The sequence below is a fragment of the Bacteroides sp. AF39-11AC genome, assembly GCF_003474285.1.
Taxonomy (GTDB): Bacteria; Bacteroidota; Bacteroidia; order Bacteroidales; family Bacteroidaceae; genus Bacteroides.
This window is the reverse complement of record NZ_QROH01000002.1, coordinates 372,155-392,916: the sequence shown is the minus strand read 5'-3', so window position 1 is coordinate 392,916 and position 20,762 is coordinate 372,155. Positions and strand designations below refer to the sequence as shown.

The window sequence follows — 20,762 nt, the reverse complement described above, 5'->3', positions numbered from 1 at the left end:
ATTCGTAATTATTTTTGTCTACTATCGTGAAATCCTTCCATATTCTTATACCGGCGCTTCATGAAACGATGGTACACATTTCTTAACCACCATCTTGAAGTTATAATGAATGCAAGTCCGATACCTATAAGAATCCATGGTGTAACCTCTTTGCCAACCATTGCCTTTAACCCGAACATCAGTAGCAGAGGCACACCAAATGCACCAGCTGAAATAAGGTTCTGCAATCCTGTCCCCACGTTCTGACGACCGGTCATCTTGGCGTTCAGGTTAAGGGTCTTGTTATTGTACACTGCCAGTTGGAACATGCAGAAATAAACGCAGCCTGGAACAAATATAAGCCATGAGATGCATTGCAAGGCAGATACCCTACCTGTCACCATGCCGGGAATCATCAGTATAAACGGAATGATCAGAGCCAGGCTATATAAGATGTATTTGGCACGTAGTAACGAATAGATGGATTCTTTACGACTCATCAGTCCGTCGATATAGTTACCTTCATAACTCATTAGCGGAGAGAGGAACAGAATACCGAAGATGATATAGTTGTAAAGTACGAAGAAGTCGCGTGAACCTCCCTCATAAAGATCAGAGAAACTGATGATGAGGCTAAAAGCTAATACTACAGCAGTGATGTTATAGAGTGATTTTTTGCAGACTTTATTACGAAGCAACAGCTTCAACTCTAACCGGATATATTCACCAATTTCACCATAACGATCCAGGAATTTGTATTCGGATACAGTCTTTACCTGTACGGTTGTATCTTCTACCTTGTTTAGTTCGTTATAGACTAATCTTTGCATGATGCTCCTGTTGATGAACCACATGATAAAAATGGCCAGCAGAACTCCGATAAACGTCAGTATATTTCCGGTGATGAATCCTTCACCCAAATTGACTGAAAAGGCAAATATCGGGCTGTTGTCCGGAATGAAAAGTGCAGCAGCAATACCACCATATAGGGCTACCGGTAGGAGGAACCACCAGATGCGTTCGTCCATCAGCGTACGGCACAATAAATACCAGTAATTATTGAATATGATGAGTAGCCAGATACCAATACAATAAGTCAACACACCTGCCACTCCATAAAATTTAGTAACTGTGATGATGGCAAATGGGACAAACAAGAAGAGCCAGAGCAGATTGAAGCTGTTAAGCCCGGAACGCAGGAGAAGGAAGTCAATCAGACGACTCCGTTTTACGGGAAGCAGTAAGTAGGGTTTGACTTCCTGTGTAGGTGTCTTCAGGAAGGGTAAGCGCATGAGAAAGTCGAGGGCGAGCACAAATATGAGTCCGCTGTTCATTACATGGTAGGCTTCTCTGGCTCCACCATCGAAAGCAAAGGCGAAGGTTGTTCCGAAGAATATGAGATAAGCTGCCCAGAACACACTCATGAAGTACATCCAAAACTTTCCGAACTTACTCTTTTCGTACATCGGATGCCGCTTTTCTGCTAACTTTCCATGTTTACGTAGCTCAAGAAATAGATTCATGTTTTTAGTGATTAGTCGTTAGTGATTAATTTGTGATTAGTCGTTAGTGATTAGTGATAAGAACTGTATTTTCACTTATCACTAATCACTACTTCCTTAATCACTTTTTAGGTACCGTCATCGTTACTTCGATCTCATTACCTTGTTTCAGCAAGTCTGCTGCAAACTTCTGGATATCTTTGGCAGTGATACTGTTTACGATATCTGTGTATCCTTGCGTCATATCCATATTATAGTAGAAGTAATCGTTCAGGTTGTTCAGCCAGTATGCATTTTCCTTTTGGTTATCAGCATACTTTTTCAACATGTACTCTTTTACCTTCTGCAAATGTACATCAGACGGTCCTTCTGCTGCCAGTTTCTTCAGCTCGTCTACTACGATACCGGCCAGTTTATCTTTCTTCTCAGGATCCGTCTGGAAGACAATCTGCATCAGCAATTGTTCTTTCGGATACTTCTGTAGGCTACCCATGCAATTTACACCGTATGTACCGCCTTCTTTTTCGCGTACTTCTTCAGTATAAACCATGTTCAGCACCTGGGTCATATAGCTCAACAGAATTTCATTCTTCAATGTATAAGGAGTTTTTCCGGTATACAGGAATACGATAGTTGCCATTGGAGTCTGTTGTTCTTTGGCAAATTCATTCTTGTATGTACCTTTACGGATCTCCATCTTGGTATCTTTGAAAGTCTCTTTACGGTTGATGGCAGGCAATGCACCCAGATATTCTGCAATCAGCGGTTTAGCTGTTTCCAGGTCAATGTTTCCAACGAAATAGAATGTAAAGTCGCTGGCATCTTTGAAACGGTCATTGTACATTTCCAGAATACGGTCATAGTTGATCTGATCTACCATTTCCGGTTTCATTATTACCACGCGCGGATGGTTGTTGTACATAGCTTTCTGCAATGTGTCGTTGATGGAAGAAAGCGGATTAGCCTGTGCACTTTCCAGTTCGGCCTTTGTACGGTTCTTATAAGACTCGAATGCTTCCATGTCCTTGCGGGGAGCGGTGAATGTGAGATAGGTCAACTGCATCATGGTCTCGAAGTCCTTCGGAGAACAAGTTCCGAATACATTTTCAGTAGTAGCACCTAGTCCGGCACGAACAGAAACTTTCTTTCCGGCCAATACCTTTGTAAGGTCTACCTGGCTGAAGTTACCCAAACCACCTGCAGCAACCACATTGTCCATAACAGCAAAGTTCAGTGCATCCTTATCGGGGAAAAGAGATTTACCACCCAGGCTGGTTGCTTTCATACGGATCTCGTCTGCTTTGAAATCGGTTTTTTTGATGTAAACAGTTACACCGTTGGAAAGAACAAGCTTCGTACTACCATAGATTTCACCTTCCTTCTCAGATACGATTTTGCCGCCTTTCGGTGCTTCTTTCATCAGAGGTTCATCAGACACCTTGTCAACATACGGTTGCAGATCGAGGCTCTTCATACCTTTCAGCAAAGCAATAACTTCTTCTTTCTGCGGATATTTTAATCCTTCTTTTTCGGGACCGGCAATGATAACTACCTGGTTACTGTCCGGAACGAGTTGCTGGATTGCCATGTTTATAGCCTGTACCGGAATGTTGGGAGCCAATTGGTTCATCATGGCATATTCTGTTTCAATACCAGGGATAGGTTCGGCATCCAGGAAGTTACGTACATACTCACGTACATAAGAACCGTGTTTGGTCTTCTCACGCTCGTTGTATGCAGATTCCAGACGTTGCAGATAGTTAGCGCGGGCACGGGCGTATTCAGACTCTGTGAAACCAAAACGACGGGCGCGTTCTGCTTCCTGTAACAGGACTTTCAGGGCTTCTTCAATACCGTTCGCTTTACTTGATGCTGAAAGATTGAGGGCCTCTTTGGTTTTAGCTACAAAGAAATTACCGTAACTGCTATATGCACGGTTAAATGGCGGATTAGCGCTCTGGGTCAGTTCACTCAGACGTGCGTTCAGCATACTGGTGATCATGCTTGTCATATACTGGGAAGCCAGATAACCTACGTTATTCTTTTCTGAATCGGGGGTTGCATCTTGCTTGAAGTAAACCTCGATAGACGGATCGTCTACTTCTTTATCTGTACCGATGGCTACGATAGGTTCCTTATTATCGGCAACAGGATAATAAACACGCTCTGCCGGATTTACAGCTTTCTGTACATCGGCAAATACTGCTTTCAGCTTAGCTTCTACAGCGTCAACATCAATGTCACCTACGATAACGATACCTTGCAAATCGGGACGGTACCATTTGTGGTAATAGTCACGGATATCTTTGTAGGGGAAGTTATTGATTACATCGATAGAGCCGATAGGCATACAATCTGCGTATTTATCACCCGGATATATGGTGGGAAGCAGGTCGGTATAAACGCGCAACATACCACTGTTACGGCTACGCCACTCTTCACGGATCACTCCACGTTCCTTGTCTATCTCGTCATCTTTAAGCAGGATGTAGTTAGACCAGTCGTGCAGAACCAGCAAACAAGAGTCCAATACACCGGCACGGTCTATCGGGGCATTGCTGATATTGTAGACGGTTTCGTCTATGCTGGTATAGGCATTTAAGTTTGTTCCAAATTTAATACCTACGGTTTCACACCAGGGGATAACACCGAGACCTTTGTCATCGCCGGGGAAATTCTTTGTACCATTGAAGGCCATGTGCTCCAAGAAGTGAGCAAGACCACGTTGTTGCGGCTCTTCGAGGATGGAACCTACTTTCTGGGCAATATAAAATTCAGCCCGGTTTTCGGGTAATTTGTTATGACGGATGTAATACGTCAAGCCATTGTCTAATTGGCCGATACGGACATTCTTGTCCACGGGAAGAGGCGGAAACTGCATTTGCTGTGCTACCGCTTGCTGGAAACTGGCGCATAAAACGAATGCTACCACCAATAAACTACGAAATGAATGTTTCATATTAATGAAGATTAAAATTGTTTCTTACTCTATTTGTCGAAGGACGGAAAAAGAAATCACAAGAGGAGGATTGTTTTTTTACACAAATGGGAATCTAGCGACAAAACTTGCTAAATTCCCATTTATCTCAGTGTACTTTACAAGAGTGAACTTATTCTTTTATAGCCTCTCTTATCCGTACTAACTTTGTCAGCAATCCTTCCAGCAGATCCAGCTTCAGCATGTTGGCACCATCGCTCTTGGCTATTTCGGGATGCTCATGTGTTTCAATAAACAATCCGTCGACGCCTACGGCAATACCGGCTTTGGCTACAGTTTCAATGAGCTGTGGCATACCGCCTGTAACTCCGCTTGTCTGATTGGGTTGTTGCAGCGAGTGGGTGACGTCCAGAATAACCGGATAACCGAAAGTTTGCATCTCCGGTATTCCACGATAGTCTACAACGAGGTCCTGGTATCCGAAAGTCGTTCCACGTTCGGTGATCATCACCTCCTTATTGCCGGCTTCTACTACCTTTTCTGCAGCGAAGCGCATGGCAAGAGGGGAGAGGAACTGCCCTTTTTTGATATTTACGACTTTTCCTGTCTTTGCGGCAGCTATCAGAATGTCCGTCTGACGGCAGAGAAATGCCGGAATCTGTAGTACGTCCACGTATTCGGCAGCCATGGCAGCCTCCTCGGCGGAATGAATATCTGTAACTGTGGGCACTCCAAACGTATCATGTACTTTCTGCAATACTTTCAGTGCTTTTTCATCACCTATTCCCATAAATGAGTCCAGGCGTGAACGGTTTGCTTTGCGGTAAGAACCTTTAAAGACGTAGGGAATCTGTAGTTTCTCTGTGATGTTTACCACACGTTCGGCAATACGCATTGCCATTTCTTCCCCTTCAATCACACAAGGACCTGCCAATAAGAAGAAATTTCCGGCAGGGTTATTTTTTAATTCAATCATAAGTATTTAGTATTTAGTGTTTAGTGATTAGTGATAAGTGATTAGCAAGTGATAACACAGCTTGCTAATCACTTATCACTAAACGTTAATCGTTTATTTTAGTTGGGTATAATCAAGGTGATTGCCTCATGCATGATGCCGATGTCCAATGGGAAGTGTCTGTCGAGGAGGCGTCCATCCAGATCGACAGAGGCATTTTGTGCACGCAGTACTTTCACTTTCTGTGTCCTGTAAGGCATTACGACTTTATGGTTTAATATGCGTCCTTGAAGTAACATCCACAAGCCTGATACAAGTTGTAGCAATTCCGGGCGGTAGATCACGGATACATCGAGCCAACCATTATAGGGAACGGCACTGGGAACTTGTCCATATCCCCATGCACTGCCGATACAAACCGTCATGATACGTCCGCGGATATGTTCTCCGTTTATTTTAAGATGCATCCGGTAAAGCTTGCGTTCAAAGAAAAGTGAAATGAGTGCCATGAGGTAAGATAAGAATTTTACTCCCCAGAAACGTTTGGTCTGGTCGCTGATCTTCACAATGCGGGCTCCTAAACCGATATTGATGGCATTGAGGAAATAACGGGTAACGTGTTGCTCGCCGTCGTAATAATTACAGAAGCCGACATCGATTTTCCGGCGACGGTTATTGATAATACAATCCACCGCATCTTTGTATTCCGAGGTCATTTCCCAGTATTTGGCGAAGTCATTCCCGATACCGTTCGGAATGATGCCTATGGCGATTTCTCTTTTATCTTCTGCATTGGACAACATGATGCCGTTAATCGCATCATTCAGTGCACCGTCACCACCTACTACGACAATAGTACGGTATCCATTATTGGCAAGAATACCGGCCAAACGTTCCACTGATCCGAACCCCTCGGACTGCACGTAATCATAAGACACGCCTTTGCTGTCCATATATTCTTTTATTTCTTTCCACCGTTTTTGCACTTTTCGTGTGCCGGCTTTGGGGTTATATATCACTCCCCACTTTTCGGGTTCTACGCTCATATTGTTATCTCTTAGTAAAGTCCTACATAATCATTAGTTACCCTCCCAGGCTTCGTCTTTGCTGCTCCAAAGATACTAATTCCCTTTGAGTTTCGCTTGTACAAAAGCAATCTTTTCTTCCATTGGCAGCCCGGCATCCATCCAGTGAATGGTAAATCCTCGGCGTTCCATCCCCCGGAACCAGGTCATCTGCCGTTTGGCAAACTGGTGAATGGCGATTTCCAGTTCCTGGTACATCTCTTCGTAAGTCAGCTTGCCGATGACGTAAAGCGTCAGATACTTGTACTCCAGGCCGTAATAAATCAAGTCATCCGGTTGTATGCCTTGCTCTATCAGCTGGCGCACTTCATTCACCATTCCTTCGTCCAGACGTTGGCGCAGTCGGCGGGATATCTTTTCGCGACGTAATTCCCGGTCTATATCCACACCGATGATGAGGCTGTTCAGTTGGGGGAATGTACGCTCGTCTACCGGTGTATGTGCGTAATATTCTTCTATTTCAATCGCACGGATAGCACGCTTGGCTGTATCTACATCCGTTGTGTTGTGCAAGGTCTTGTACTGTTTCAGTATCCCGGTTAATTCTTCCAAAGACTTATCAGCCAGCCGTGCACGCAGTTCCGGATTTTCGGGAACAGGGATCAGCTTATACCCTTTCAATACGGACTCCAAGTATAACCCTGTACCTCCACACAAAACGGGTAATTTCCCTTTTTGTTTAATAGTCTCGTAAGCTGTCAGAAAATCACGTTGATATTCGAAAACATTGTATTTGTACCCTGGATCGGCAATATCAATCAGATGATAAGGGATTTGTTTACCATTTACGGTGTAGTCAATGAGGTCTTTACCCGTACCAAGGTCCATGCCACGGTAGATTTGCCGGGAATCCGCACTGATGATTTCGGTGTCAAGAACATTTGCCAGTGCCGCGGCAAAAGGAGTTTTTCCGGAAGCGGTAGGACCTAATATAGCTATCAAATCATAGTCAGGCATAAGTCGTTTTGATTGTTTGTGGCAAAGATATGAAAAAGGAAGTGAAAAACGGAGTGACTTCTCTTAAATGGTGTTATAAATGTGCTGTTTTCGCACACGGAGCTTGCGAAATTCAGAAAAGTCCGTACCTTTGCAATGTGTTTTTCATAGTATTAGATTTAAGGTTAACAAAGGTTGGAGTACAGCGGTACTCCTTTTTTTATGTCCATACTTTCTGTGCTATACAGGTAAATCATTAATTTTCAATATTCCATCCCATTATTTGTAATAGTTCCCTTTCTTTAGATACGGCTTCGGATGTAATGGCGTATCCCTGATGTGCCGGATTGTCATTATACAGTTTCTGTAGCTTTTCTGATTCCATTTCTGGTATCACTTCCCAGGCAATTACCTTTCCGAAATCATAAGAGAAAAGCGGAGTTCCTTTTAAAGCCAGATCCATATTCTGCTTTATTTTGGCAACGGGAAACATTTTCAGGTATTCGTTCTTTTGGTTGGCGGTACGTGCCAGGACGTGCGGTTCACCATTTTCAATGGTAGCGAATATCAAATGTGAATCTTTGTTCACACCATTCTTATAAACATAATCACGCTTTTTCTGCAATAAGATTTTCAACGGAACGCGGTTGACATAACCGTTTTCATAGCAGAGGAGCAGTGCACCGTCGATTTCCTCTTTACTGATTCCCAATGTGAGTATGGCATTGTCTATATGTGAGTATTCGTCTTTCAATACATATCCGCCATTATCGAGCAGTGACAGATAGGACACCACCTGTGTACCATCTTCTTTTTCCGTCAACGCATTGGTGCGTATCAGGGATGTTTGTATTATAGCCTTTTCCGATACGGTTTCCACTTTCTTTTTCTTCTTTTCCAGACTGGCTGCAAAGGCGGCGGCAACTGCTGTCTGTGTTTCTCCGGTTTGCAACAGGCTTTCGTTGATTAGCTCTATTTCCTTTTCCGCAATCTGGTTAAGTTCTGCTTGTAACATCTCATTTTTCCTTTTTCTCTGCTTGGCCAGGGCATTGCCGTCGAGCATCACTGTCGAATTGCCTTGCCTTTGCCATATCACTCCTTTCAGTTCAATCAGTTTACCATAGCAAGGCACTGTAACGCAGCATATTTCACGGTTGCCATATCGGGGAAAATCTATTTTAATGATGCTGTTGATGTCTTTTCCCATTGTTGCTATGATGCGTTGGCGGATGAAACGTTCGTAGGCATCCGAATTGCATACCATGTAGGTGTAGTCCTCCTTCAGCCCAATTATGGCCCCTGCATCGGATACGCCGATATAGAGTGTGCCGCCGGCGGCATTAAGGAAGCCTGCAATGGTGTGCAGTATAATTTCCGACTGCCGTTTCATGTCAGGTACGGTACGTCCGGCGGGATATACCACGGATGATTTAAATTCTACTTTATCATTCTCTCTCCCCATGTGGGGGATGTCTTCGTGTTCTGCCGCAGATGGAGATTTTGCCGCCGGTTCATCGGGCAATGCAAATTCTCCGGCGCCTATGCGTTGCAGGAGTTCATTGCGCAAAGGGATTAATGTCGCCGTCGGCAGGGAGTTCAGTAAAAGAGTATGGGCCAGCACCAACCGGACTATGCGCTCTTTGTTTTCATCTTTGGTGGTTGCAATGCCTACTGCAAGCTCCGGGGCGAAGTTATGGGTATAAAACAAACTGAGAATTTGTAACATTTCTTTTTTAGGACGGAGTGAGGGATAACGTGAAACCGCCGCGTCATCTATGCGCGAAAAATGCGTCCATCGTGCCTGGCCGTTATGGGTGGCAAAACTGTAGATGTTTTCCTCATAATTCATTTGCAGCGCCAGATATTCGCTTAAGGTTGAATCATTGAGCATTCCGGCCAGCAGATAAGCTGTTCCCAGCAGGTTGTAACGCTTCACCAGCGACTTTTCGGCGGATGCTGTCACTACCAGTAGCCAAGGTAATTCGCACATTAGGGGGAGCGATAACTGCTCTCCGGTCAGCATTGCGTCCTCGTCTGTGAAGACTGGTCCGAAATTACCCTCTTCCTCTTCGGCTTTTTCATCCTGTGGAGAACAGAAATTGATATATTCGCTGACTAATTTAGCCAGAGCCTCAGTTTCTTCTATCTCTTTATCGGATTTTTCTATACAGGTGGCATTGATGTATCCTGCATCATTGATGCCCCTCACTTCCAGCAGGGCTACCGTGCCTACTTCAGGATAGAGTGTTGCGCCCGGTGTGAACAGTGTGTATCCTTCCTCACATACCCATACACCTGTTCCTTTGGAGATTCGTATCAGCCTGGCATATACACGATGGCCGTATTTGATTGTTCCCGTTACAAATTCAAACAACTCCCGAAGGATGCTGAATGTCAGACGCCCATTCTGCCCGACTTTCGATACTGTGGCTTCAAAGGTATCTCCTTCATAAAAAATGCCGTCCATGCTGTGGATATGGCTACGGGTTACTTCATTGGCCAGTAGTGCGCCGGTTCCTTCGTATCCCGGTTCTGTTACTTCTGCAAACATCATCAGTGGAAAACGTGGATTGAATGCTTTCAGCGTGATCCTGACACGCGTTCCTTCCGTAGGAAGAATCTTTTCCGGTGTCTTTTTGGTAGATGCCGTTATGTGTTCGGATAGCTGTCCTGACAACTCTCCCCAAAGATTCTTTAATACAAAAATATTTTGTGCTTCATTTGCTTTCGGTTTGATGTCTTTCTTTGCATATACACTAATTCTGTCGTCGAATACGGACACCATCTCTGTTACCTTCTGGTGTTCGGGTAGCAGTGCGCCCGGATTGCAACCGGCATAGAGCCCGAACTTTCCATTACGTAGCAATATCCGTCCTCCCTGTGTGATATGCTGGGCTATCAGCTTGTCTTTATCATCAGATGTATCCGTCATGAATGAGCGTAATTTGGTAATGAATGGCTCAGGCTTGAAGTGGACGACATCTTCCCAACTAAACTCCGTGCGGTAAGATTGATTTGCCCGTGTCAATACATCGAATGCCTTATCCGTCAGAATCCCGGCGGAAGAAGGGCTTGCCAAAGCTGCATAACGATAAAGCATGATGCGATAGACTGCCGTATGTGCTTCGCGGTTGTAGCAAAGCAGCAGGTAGATGGCCAGTAAGTGCATGATTTTAGTGGGGGAAACGTCATGCACAGCTCTGTTTTTCTCTATCATCCTCCTGATTAGTTCTATAATGGATGTCAGGGAGGAAGTTTCCGTAGTTGAAGTGTTGCAGGCTATATATTGGCAGAACTCTGTGAGGGTAAACATGTTTTTATCAGCCAATGTGTCGTCCAGCCGGAACAAGGCAGTCAGTAATTCGGCCTTTCGGCTCCGGTCGGACAAATATCCCGAAGTTCGTATTTTTGTAAATATATGTTTTAGAAAATTATCCACAGCATTGCTCCGGATAAGTTCTATGGCTTTCAGTATTGCTTCGCAGACAAATATTTCCCGTTCTCCCTTTTCGCGCAGGGATTGGACTACGGACGACGAGTAGAATGTAAGGAACAGGGAATCCTCGAGTATCCATTCGGTGATAAGAAGTTGGTAGTGTATTAATTCGCATACTCCTTCCCAATCTTTTTTTTCTATTTTTTCTTCTCTTTTGGCAAGCAGTATACTTTGGAACGATAGTAGCCATTCTCCTTCGTGACTGTCATATTGTTTCAATACTTGCTGTGTTTTCGGATCTCCGGTCGAGTCGGTGCGTAATGTTTCCAGTTGAATACAGGCTGGCAGTTGCTCGGTATGGATGTTATGCATCAATTGCTCGAAGGTAATGAAATTGGTTTCACAGTCCATTTCCTGGTTGACAGGAACGACGCCCAAGATTCCATCCGGATTGATATGCTTGACCGTGCAGCGGACATTTCTTCCTATAGTCAGTTCTTTTCCTATTCCTACCTGAATTAAGGCGCGTATACCATTCATATCATATCCATAATAGATGTTGCGGTGTCCGGATTGATAGCCTGGCTTTTGTTGCACAACGAAAGGATAAGTGCTGCCGACTGTATAAAGTTTGCGTGATATTTCACCTTTGTGTTGTGCAAAGAGAGGAGTGTCGTCGGCATCATAGCTATAAACGATACATTTCACTTCATCGGGAACCGGTAGTTTGTGCTGGAATTTCAGCATTTTTACCTTGTATTTGATTCCTTCATTTTCTATCAGATAATAATGACAATCATTTGTTATCATAGTCCCGGTTACTTTCAGGGAGTAAATCACATCCTTCTCATACTGCATAGTTTTATTTTTTATTATCGGGCAATACCGCCTTCGTGTTTTTAAATATGGCAATTTATATATTTTTTATTGAATAGCAAAGGTTATCCGTAAAAAACATGTAAAAATATTCAGAAGTAAAAATGCGGACAACTCTTTGAACTCTTTTTATTCTTTGGTTCTCAGGCTGACCAGTTCTGCCCATTTACGGAGACTGAGGTCGAAACCGCCTTTTTCTAACAGGTGGGGAAGGGATTTGTAGTGCAGGATTGTGTTTTCGTTGTCGGTATTTAATTGATAGGCTAATTCTCCGAGGTGGTATTTGAGGCGTGCCATCTGGATATAATCCAGTTGGGTATACTCTTCATTCACGGATAGGTCGATTAATTGTTTGATAAGATCATAGGCTTGCAGGCATTCGGAATCGCTTAAAAAAGAAACAGGTTTGCTCATGATGGGATGTTGCATTAACCGGATGACACATTCTTTGAAGTCCTCGTACATGGTTTATTTTGGTTGCCGCATCATTTCCCTGTGATGCGTGGTTTATAAAAAGAAGAGCGTGGGAAACTATCTACTCATGTCCCCTAAAGGCTCCGCTAGGACCTTACAACGACACAAGTGATAGCCCCACGCTCCATTGGGTATATAACAAGGTGTATATACAAATGTGCGTGAGACCTGTCACTTATTGTCATCCGTTGTAAATTTTAGCGGAATTTATAGGGGAATGCAATAAATAACCGTTCTCAAATCAAAATTTTCAAAGCCACTTTCTACACATAGAAGTAAGCTGTTACAAAAGTAGCAATAAATATTTATAATCCAAATAATATTGTTTTGCAATTATGTCAGAGGCTTATTTCAAATATGCCGTTAAACTTATTCTGGCAGATTACAATCAGTTTGTTTGGGTATCAGGATTTAGAATCTAATAATTTATAGTCCGTTCAAAAACAAACAAATTTCAACTACTGATTCCGCGTTACTAACAAATCAAGAAGCGGATGGATTTGACGAAATGCAATAGCTAACTCCTTTCTTAGGCATTCCTATGCTTTTTCCCTTCCAGCGGTTAGCCTTTTCCATCCGAACGTTTATTCTTTCTACCATGGTGGAAAGAATAAGTATTTACTATGATTTTCATTAACCGTCGCAGCGAAAAGAGATAAAAGTGGCGATGCAGCGGCTTAACTCATAACCCTACAGAAAGAAGTTAATAAAGAAAGGCTGCACTGTGCTTGAAACACAGTGCAGCCTTTCTTTATTATTATTATATACTATTATTTTTTATCCGGACTGATCATTGAGACTTCTATCTCATTTTTCTGTTTGAACAGGTCAGAGGCAAACTTTTGAATATCTTTTGCCATAATACTGTTGACTATTTGTTCATAGTCTTTTATCGGATTCATTCCGGTGAACAAGTATTCATCAATACTTCCCATCCAGTAGCTGTTTTCTTTCAGGTTTTCGGCATGCTTCTTCAGCATAAACTCCTTCACCTTATTAAGATTGGCTTGAGACGGCCCCTCTTTGGATATGTGCTCTATCTCGGCAAAGATGATTTTCATCAGTTTCTCTCTCTTAGAAGGTGCTGTATCGAAAACAATTTGTATTCCGGCTATTTCCTTTGGATATTTGGAGAGATTGCCACCTACATATACCCCATAAGTTCCGCCTTCATCTTCGCGTACTTTCTCGGTATAAACTAAATCCATAATCTGGCAAGTCATGTCCTGCAGAATGGAATTCTTTAAATCATATTTGCACGTACCGATGAAACTGACGAAGTTAGAGGCTTTAGCTGTTTCTTGTTCACGGATGAACTCATTTTTATATACACCTTTGCGGTATTCTATCTTGTTATCCTTAAATGATTCTTTACGGTTGATGGCAGGCAATGCTCCAAGATATTCGGCAATAAGCGGTTTCATTTCTTCAACGTCTACATTGCCTACGAAGATAAAGGTGAAGTCGCTGGCATCCTTGTAACGGTCTTGGTACATTGCCAGGATTTTATCATAATCCATCTTGTCAATCATATCGGCCTTCATGCGGATGGTACGGGGATGTCCCATTTGCAATGCAAAGGTAATACTGTCGCTGAATGCAACGTTCGGGTTCATTTCCTGGTTCAGTAATGCTGCTTTGTTGCGGTTCTTATAAGATGCAAAAGCTTCATCATCACGGCGCGGAGCAGTGAATGTCAGATAGGTGAGTTGCATCATCGTTTCAAAGTCTTTCGGAGAACAGTAGCCATTGACAGTTTCGGTCTTATCACCGATACCGTAACTTACGGAAGCCCTTTTGCCTGCCAATACTTTTTCAAGGTCTACAGCGCTGAAATTGCCTAAACCGCCTGCAGAAACGGCATCCAAACCGTTGATGTTGATGATTTCAGAGTTGGGAAACAGTGAACTTCCTCCCAGGCTTACACCCTTCATGGTAATCTCATCAGCTTTGAAGTCAGTTTTCTTGATGATAACTTTTACTCCGTTGGATAATGTCAGTATGGTAGTGCCGAATACATCATCTTTTTGTTCGGAGATGATTTTTCCACCCTTCGGGGCTTCTTTCATCAAGGGCTCGTCTGATACTTTGTCTACATACGGAGTCAGCTTCTCGGCTTTTACATCTTTCAGAATCTTCTTGATAGCTTCTTCTGTCGGCATTTTCAGTTCCTCTTTTTCGGGACCGAAAATGGCGACTACCTGGTTGGTATCTGTTATCAACATCTGCATCATCTGATTCAATGCTTGTACGGGGATGGCCGGAGCTATTTGGTTGATGATGGCGTATTCGTTTTCAATACCCGGTATGGGTTCGTTGTCAAGGAAGTGGCGTACATATTCATCAATAAATACCTCGTTCCTACGTGTATCACGTTCGTTGTAGTCAGATTCCATATTGCGCAGATACTCGGCACGGGCACGTTGGTATTCGCTTTCGGTGAAGCCAAACTGACGGGCACGTTCCATTTCGCGAACCAGGGTGGTGATACCGTTTTCCACTGCATCTTCTTTGCAAACAACAATGCCGGTAAAGGCTTGTTTGGTTTTTGCAACGAAGAAATCTCCATCATAGGTTCCTGCGTAGATATACGGAGGGTTGGCAGCTTGAAGCAGTTCGTTCAGTCGGGCATTCAGCATGTTATTGATGAGGTCGATGGCATAGTCTTGTATCAGATAATTCATATTGCCTTTCTCCGAGTCGGGAGTTGCTTCGTGTTTGTTAAAGATGATAGCTTGGATATGGGGCTGTTCTTTATCTCGGGCAATCAGCACAATCGGTTCTTTATTGTCGTTTACCGGATAATATTCGCGTTTGGCGGCATTGGGCTGTGCGGGGACATCGGCGAACAGTTTCTTAATCTGTGCTTCGATGGCATCTACATCTACGTCTCCCACCACAATAATGCCTTGCAAATCGGGACGATACCACTTTTCATAATAGTCTCTTAGTGTCTGCGGCTTGAAGTTCATCACTACATCCATGGTTCCAATGGGGAAACAAGTAGCATACTTGGTACCGGCAAACATGGCAGGAAGCAACTTTTCCTGGAAACGTTGCACTGCACTCATGCGTGTACGCCATTCTTCGTTGATGACTCCGCGTTCTTTATCAATCTCTTTAGGGTCCAGAGTCAGGTCATTGCTCCAGTCGTGCAGAATTAATAAACAAGAATCGATGGCTCCCGGAGTATTGACAGGTACATTCGAAATATTATATACGGTTTCATCTACTGCAGTGTAGGCATTCAGGTTTTCACCGAACTTAACTCCGATGCGTTCCAGATATTGTTTCAGGGCATCACCCGGGAAATGGGTGGTTCCGTTAAAGCACATGTGTTCGAGGAAATGTGCCAGACCGCGTTGGTTCTCTTCTTCCTGGATGGAACCTACTTTCTGAGCGATATAAAAGTCTGCCCGTTCGGCGGGGAGATTGTTTTTGCGGATATAGTAAGTTAGGCCGTTATCCAGTTTTCCAATGCGTACATTGGAATCGATTGGAATAGGAGGCATCTGTTGTGCAAGAGCCTGTTGAAAATTACAGCATACGATAAATGCTATAAGCAATAAATTACGAAATAGATGTTTCATGTTTATGAATATTAAAATTGTTTCTTGCTATATTTGTCAGAGAAGAATGAGGAAAATCACAAAATGCGGATTCTTTTTGGTAATTATGGTTGTTTGCAGGGCAGATGTTACATGAATGGAAATTTATGTAACATGAAAATGCCGGATGTAACATCGACTATAGTAAGTGGGAACATGCGGAACAAGAAAATATATTGTAATAGACTATTTTTGTACAAGACAGAAATTAATTAAAAAGTATCATACCATGAAAACAAAAATTAGTTGGGTTATCTATTGCTTGATGAGTTTAGTGCTATTACAGCCATTATCTGCAACAGAACGGTTTGTAGCAAATGAGGGGAGTGGTTTTGTCTGGATACAGCAGGGAAAAGCTTATCCCATATTGATAGATCCGCAGGAAGATAAAGGTGTAGTGCGTGCCGTAGTAAATTTGCAGACAGATGCGGGTAAGGTAACGGGTGTTACACCTGAAATTATTTACTCTGCATCCGCGAAGCGTATGTTGATTGTCGGTTCTATAGAAAATAGTTCTTGGATTAAACAACTGTTGCAGTCCGGGAAGATCAATGCGGCTGATTTGCAGGGCAAACGTGAGAAGTATATTCTACAGACTGTGAAAAATCCCATAGACGGAGTAGAAGAAGCAGTGGTGATTGCCGGTAGTGATAAACGTGGTACTATTTATGGCATTTATGAACTTGCCCGGCAGATGGGAGTATCTCCCTGGTATTTCTGGGCGGATGTACCGGTAGAAAAACATGATGTTATATCTATCAAGGAAGGAATTTATACGGATGGTGAGCCTGCTGTGAAGTATCGCGGTATTTTCCTGAATGATGAATGGCCTTCTTTGGGTGGATGGGCCAGTGCTACTTTCGGTGGTTTTAACAGTAAATTCTATGAAACTGTATTCGAATTGGTGCTTCGCTTGAAAGGAAACTTTATGTGGCCTGCTATGTGGAACAGTGCCTTCTATGATGATGATCCGATGAATGGCCCGTTGGCCAATGAAATGGGAATTGTAATGAGTACCTCTCACCATGAACCGATGGGACAGGCTCAGAAAGACTGGAAACGTCGTGGAACAGGGGAATGGAACTATAACACAAATGCTGCTGTATTACGTGACTTCTGGCAGAAAGGTATGGAACGCTGTAAAGATTGGGAAGCAGTGATAACCCTTGCTATGCGTGGTGATGGTGATGAACCAATGAGTGAAGATGCAAATATTTCCCTGTTACAGAATATTGTGAAAGATCAGCGGAAGATTATAGAAAAAGCTACTGGTAAGAAGGCGAAAGAAACTCCACAGGTGTGGGCACTTTATAAGGAAGTACAGGATTATTATGATAAAGGTATGCGAGTACCTGACGATGTAACACTGCTGCTCTGTGATGATAACTGGGGGAATGTACGTAAATTACCCGATTTGAAAGCTAAGCCCCGTAAGGGTGGTTATGGTATGTATTATCATTTCGATTATGTAGGAGCTCCCCGCAACTCTAAATGGATAAATATCACCCAGATACAGCGTACATGGGAGCAGATGACTCTGACTTATGACTATGGTGTACGTGAACTGTGGGTGGTGAATGTGGGCGATCTGAAACCAATGGAGTATCCGATCACCTTCTTCCTGGATATGGCCTGGGGTCCGCAACGTTTCAACGAAAATAATCTGTTTCAGCATACAGTAGATTTCTGTCGTCAGCAGTTTGGTGGAAACTATGCCGAAGAAGCAGCCCGTCTGATTGATACTTATACTAAATATAATCGTAGGGTGACTCCGGAAATGTTGGATGACAGGACTTACAGTCTGGAAAACTATAATGAATGGCAAAGTGTAAGAGATGAATATGCCGCATTATGCCTGGATGCCTTGAAACTCTATTATCTGATGCCTGCCGAGTATCGGGATGCTTTTGATCAATTGGTACTTTTCCCGATACAAGCATGTTCCAACCTATATGATATGTATTATGCCGTAGCGATGAATCGTAAACTGGCAGAGGGCAACGATGTGCAAGCCAATAAATGGGCTGATAAGGCACGTGCGTGTTTTGAACGTGACTCCGTATTGACTTATCAATATAACCATGTAATGAGCGGTGGCAAATGGAATCATATCATGGATCAGACACATATCGGATATAGCTTCTGGAATGATCCGAAACATAATATTATGCCTAAAGTAACTTTCGTTCCCGAACCTCGTATCGCTCCCGCACCACCTGTGTTTGTGGAAACGGATGGGTATGTATCTATCGAAGCAGAACATTATACCCGTTCAGCTAACAGTACATCTGCTCATTGGATTACAATTCCTAACCTGGGGCGTACGTTATCTGCTGTCACTACTTCACCTGCCACAGCTGTTCCGGGAGCAGATATGTGTTTGGAATATGATTTTGAAACGGAGAAAAGTGGGGATGCTACAGTTATCGTTCGTTTTTCTTCAACTTTGAATTTCAATGATTATAAAGGATTGCGTTATGCGGTCAGTTTGGATGGTGGTGAAGAACAATTAGTCAATATCAACAGTGATTATAAAGGTGAGCTTGGCAAGTTGCAGGCAGAGCACATAATTACTACTCAAAGCAGACACTTACTTGATAAGAAAGGAAGGCATACCTTGCGTATCCGTCCGCTTGATCCGGCACTTGTTATGCAGAAAATAATGATTGACCTGGGAGGTTTGAAACCTTCTTTCCTGGGAGCACCTGAAAGTTTGATAAAGGAGTAGGAATGTTAAAAATTACAATATTATGAGATATAAATTTACTTTATTGGTAGTATTGGTCTGTATATGTTCTGTATGGGCTGAAGCTAAGGTTAAACTCCCCTCCGTTCTTTCGGATGGAATGGTATTACAACGTGAAAGACCCATTAAGATATGGGGAACAGCTGAAGCGGGTGAGGATGTAGTGGTAACTTTTAAGAAGAAGAAATACACGGCAAAGGCTGATGAGAATGGCAGATGGCAGGTCATGCTCCCTGCTATGAAAGCTGGCGGTCCTTATGAGATGACGGTGAATGAAGTGATAGTAAAGGATATCTTGGTAGGGGATGTGTGGCTGTGCTCAGGGCAATCGAATATGGAACTGACCGTGGCACGTGTAGCGGATATGTTTGGCAAGGAAACGGCTGCTTACGAAAATCCAATGATCCGTTACGTTAAAACTCCCTATGGCAATGATTTGCATGGTCCGAAAGAAGATATTTCCCGGATGGACTGGACATCCTTGGATCCGGAGGTTGCTCAGTCTTATGCCGCACTACCTTATTTTTTTGCTATAGAGATGTATAATGAGACGAAAGTTCCTGTCGGGATTATTAATTCAAGTTGGGGCGGAAGTTCTATTGAGGCTTGGATGAGTGAGGATGCTCTACAGGAATTCCCAAAGAATTTGCGTGAAAGGGATATTTATAACTCTGACGAATATAAGGTTTTGATGAATAAGGCAGGTGGTATGATGTCGAGGTTTTGGAATCTCTCTTTGTATAAAGGGGATGAAGGACTTCATGCTCCGGTCAAGTGGTATGAACCGGAATTGGATGATTCCGATTGGGAGGAAGTGAATATGTTTTCCTATCAATTGGGCACTAAGAATGGCTATCCGGTAAGTGGCTCACATTGGTTCCGTCAGGATATTCGTCTTACGGCTGATCAAGCTGATAAAGATGCCATATTGCGTTTGGGTTGTATGGTGAATGCGGACTCTGTGTATGTGAATGGTGTATTTGTAGGTACCACTTCGTATCAATATCCGCCACGTATTTATAAAGTTCCTGCATCGGTATTGAAAGCAGGTGAGAATCTGGTGACGGTTCGTCTTATCAATTCAGGTGGTCGCCCCAGCTTTGTCAAAGACAAGCCTTATTGTATGGCGATAGATGGAGACACGGTTCGTTTGGCGGAACAGTGGAAATATAGATTAGGTTGTGAAATGCCTGCCGGAAGAGGTGGGGTGTCTTTTCAGAATATTCCGACCGGCATGTATAATTCCATGATTTCTCCTTTACGAAATTTGCATTTTAAAGGAGCTTTGTGGTATCAGGGCGAGACGAATGCAGGGCGTTCAAGTGAATATGAGGCTTTATTGACTGCTATGATAAAAGATTGGCGAGTGAAGTTTGCAGATGAAAATCTCCCGTTCTTTATTATGCAGCTACCCAATTTTATGCAGACGCATCTGCAGCCTGTAGAGAGTGGTTGGGCGGGTATGCGAGAGGCTCAACGGCAAGTGACCTTGAAGTTGCCTAATACTTCTTTAGTCGTAGCAATAGACTTGGGAGAGTGGAATGATATTCATCCATTAAATAAGAAAGAACTGGCAAGAAGAGTGGCACTTCAGGTTAAAAAGAAGGTATATGGTCATAAAGATATAGTTCATAGCGGTCCATTATGTACATCTGTATCTGTTGAAGAAGGAAAGATCATTCTCTCTTTTGAAGAAGGAACGAATGATTTAATGCCTGTAACTCAATTGAAAGGTTTTGCACTGGCAGGAGCAGACGGACGTTTTAAATGGGCAAAGGCTGCCGTAGAAGGCAATAAGGTGATGGTTTGGGGCGAAGACATTATTCAGCCTGTAAAGGTTCGTTACGCTTGGGATGATAATCCCCAAGAGGCTAACCTGAAGAATAAGGCAGGGCTTCCGGCTTCGCCGTTTCAAATGGAAATAGTGAAGTAAGTAAATGGCATTATAAGTGTATTAATAGTCTGGATTAAGCGCTCATGTAAAGTTAGCTCATTCCTTTTCGGGTATGAATTCATTCACCACAGAGTAACACAGAGTCTCACAGAATTTAATCGATTTGAAATCGAAAGAATAGAATTCCGTGAGACTCTGTGTTACTCTGTGGTGAAAACTCATTACCATACCGATATGAGTTAAATGATGCTTCATCGTATATTTCATCTGTTAGTAATTATACTTACAAAAAACTCGTAAATTTCTTCCTTTCCCGCAGCTACTCCTTCGACT

At 43.1% G+C, this 20,762-nt stretch carries 10 protein-coding genes; 2 read left to right on the top strand and 8 right to left on the bottom strand.

All coding sequences use genetic code 11. From position 1 onward, the window contains the following. Positions 1 to 8 precede the first annotated feature (8 nt). The 8 genes from DW036_RS04240 to DW036_RS04200 all read right to left on the bottom strand — a co-directional run bounded on the left by DW036_RS04240 (position 9) and on the right by DW036_RS04200 (position 15,771). Positions 9 to 1,502: a DUF5687 family protein gene (locus DW036_RS04240; protein WP_118461555.1), complete on the bottom strand. Its 1,494-nt coding sequence runs from the start codon at positions 1,500 to 1,502 to the stop codon at positions 9 to 11. A gap of 100 nt (positions 1,503 to 1,602) precedes the next feature. After that, the gene (locus DW036_RS04235) at positions 1,603 to 4,440 is read right to left on the bottom strand and encodes a pitrilysin family protein (RefSeq protein WP_118461554.1); all 2,838 of its coding nucleotides are present in this window, start codon (positions 4,438 to 4,440) and stop codon (positions 1,603 to 1,605) included. A gap of 151 nt (positions 4,441 to 4,591) precedes the next feature. After that, positions 4,592 to 5,395 (bottom strand): 3-deoxy-8-phosphooctulonate synthase, encoded by an 804-nt coding sequence (gene kdsA / locus DW036_RS04230; RefSeq protein ID WP_118461552.1) that lies wholly within the window; start codon positions 5,393 to 5,395, stop codon positions 4,592 to 4,594. 98 nt (positions 5,396 to 5,493) lie between these two features. Beyond that, on the bottom strand, positions 5,494 to 6,420 hold the full coding sequence (locus DW036_RS04225) for a diacylglycerol kinase family protein (protein WP_118461550.1): 927 nt from the start codon (positions 6,418 to 6,420) through the stop codon (positions 5,494 to 5,496). A 75-nt stretch (positions 6,421 to 6,495) separates the two neighbouring features. Next, positions 6,496 to 7,416 (bottom strand): tRNA (adenosine(37)-N6)-dimethylallyltransferase MiaA, encoded by a 921-nt coding sequence (gene miaA / locus DW036_RS04220; protein WP_118461548.1) that lies wholly within the window; start codon positions 7,414 to 7,416, stop codon positions 6,496 to 6,498. A 235-nt stretch (positions 7,417 to 7,651) separates the two neighbouring features. Next, positions 7,652 to 11,689 (bottom strand): helix-turn-helix domain-containing protein, encoded by a 4,038-nt coding sequence (locus DW036_RS04210; protein ID WP_118461544.1) that lies wholly within the window; start codon positions 11,687 to 11,689, stop codon positions 7,652 to 7,654. A 147-nt stretch (positions 11,690 to 11,836) separates the two neighbouring features. Beyond that, the gene (locus tag DW036_RS04205) at positions 11,837 to 12,172 is read right to left on the bottom strand and encodes a hypothetical protein (protein ID WP_118461543.1); all 336 of its coding nucleotides are present in this window, start codon (positions 12,170 to 12,172) and stop codon (positions 11,837 to 11,839) included. Between the two features lie 779 nt (positions 12,173 to 12,951). Next, positions 12,952 to 15,771 carry a pitrilysin family protein gene (locus DW036_RS04200; protein ID WP_118461541.1) on the bottom strand — a complete coding sequence of 940 codons (2,820 nt, stop codon included), beginning with the start codon at positions 15,769 to 15,771 and terminating at the stop codon, positions 12,952 to 12,954. 247 nt (positions 15,772 to 16,018) lie between these two features. Between DW036_RS04200 and DW036_RS04195 the strand changes: the two genes are divergently transcribed. Together DW036_RS04195 and DW036_RS04190 are read left to right on the top strand one after the other, a co-directional pair. Next, complete coding sequence (locus DW036_RS04195) at positions 16,019 to 18,517, top strand: glycosyl hydrolase 115 family protein (protein ID WP_118461539.1); 2,499 nt, start codon at positions 16,019 to 16,021, stop codon at positions 18,515 to 18,517. A gap of 22 nt (positions 18,518 to 18,539) precedes the next feature. After that, on the top strand, positions 18,540 to 20,468 hold the full coding sequence (locus tag DW036_RS04190) for a sialate O-acetylesterase (RefSeq protein ID WP_118461537.1): 1,929 nt from the start codon (positions 18,540 to 18,542) through the stop codon (positions 20,466 to 20,468). Positions 20,469 to 20,762 lie beyond the last annotated feature (294 nt).

What these genes read in the sequence shown, in the direction of transcription:
- DW036_RS04225 (WP_118461550.1), bottom strand. Translation starts at nt 6,420, where the DNA reads ATGAGCGTAGAACCCGAAAAGTGGGGAGTGATATATAACCCCAAAGCC.
- DW036_RS04235 (WP_118461554.1), bottom strand. Translation starts at nt 4,440, where the DNA reads ATGAAACATTCATTTCGTAGTTTATTGGTGGTAGCATTCGTTTTATGC.
- DW036_RS04190 (WP_118461537.1), top strand. Translation starts at nt 18,540, where the DNA reads ATGAGATATAAATTTACTTTATTGGTAGTATTGGTCTGTATATGTTCT.
- miaA (WP_118461548.1), bottom strand. Translation starts at nt 7,416, where the DNA reads ATGCCTGACTATGATTTGATAGCTATATTAGGTCCTACCGCTTCCGGA.
- DW036_RS04195 (WP_118461539.1), top strand. Translation starts at nt 16,019, where the DNA reads ATGAAAACAAAAATTAGTTGGGTTATCTATTGCTTGATGAGTTTAGTG.
- DW036_RS04200 (WP_118461541.1), bottom strand. Translation starts at nt 15,771, where the DNA reads ATGAAACATCTATTTCGTAATTTATTGCTTATAGCATTTATCGTATGC.
- DW036_RS04210 (WP_118461544.1), bottom strand. Translation starts at nt 11,689, where the DNA reads ATGCAGTATGAGAAGGATGTGATTTACTCCCTGAAAGTAACCGGGACT.
- DW036_RS04205 (WP_118461543.1), bottom strand. Translation starts at nt 12,172, where the DNA reads ATGTACGAGGACTTCAAAGAATGTGTCATCCGGTTAATGCAACATCCC.
- kdsA (WP_118461552.1), bottom strand. Translation starts at nt 5,395, where the DNA reads ATGATTGAATTAAAAAATAACCCTGCCGGAAATTTCTTCTTATTGGCA.
- DW036_RS04240 (WP_118461555.1), bottom strand. Translation starts at nt 1,502, where the DNA reads ATGAATCTATTTCTTGAGCTACGTAAACATGGAAAGTTAGCAGAAAAG.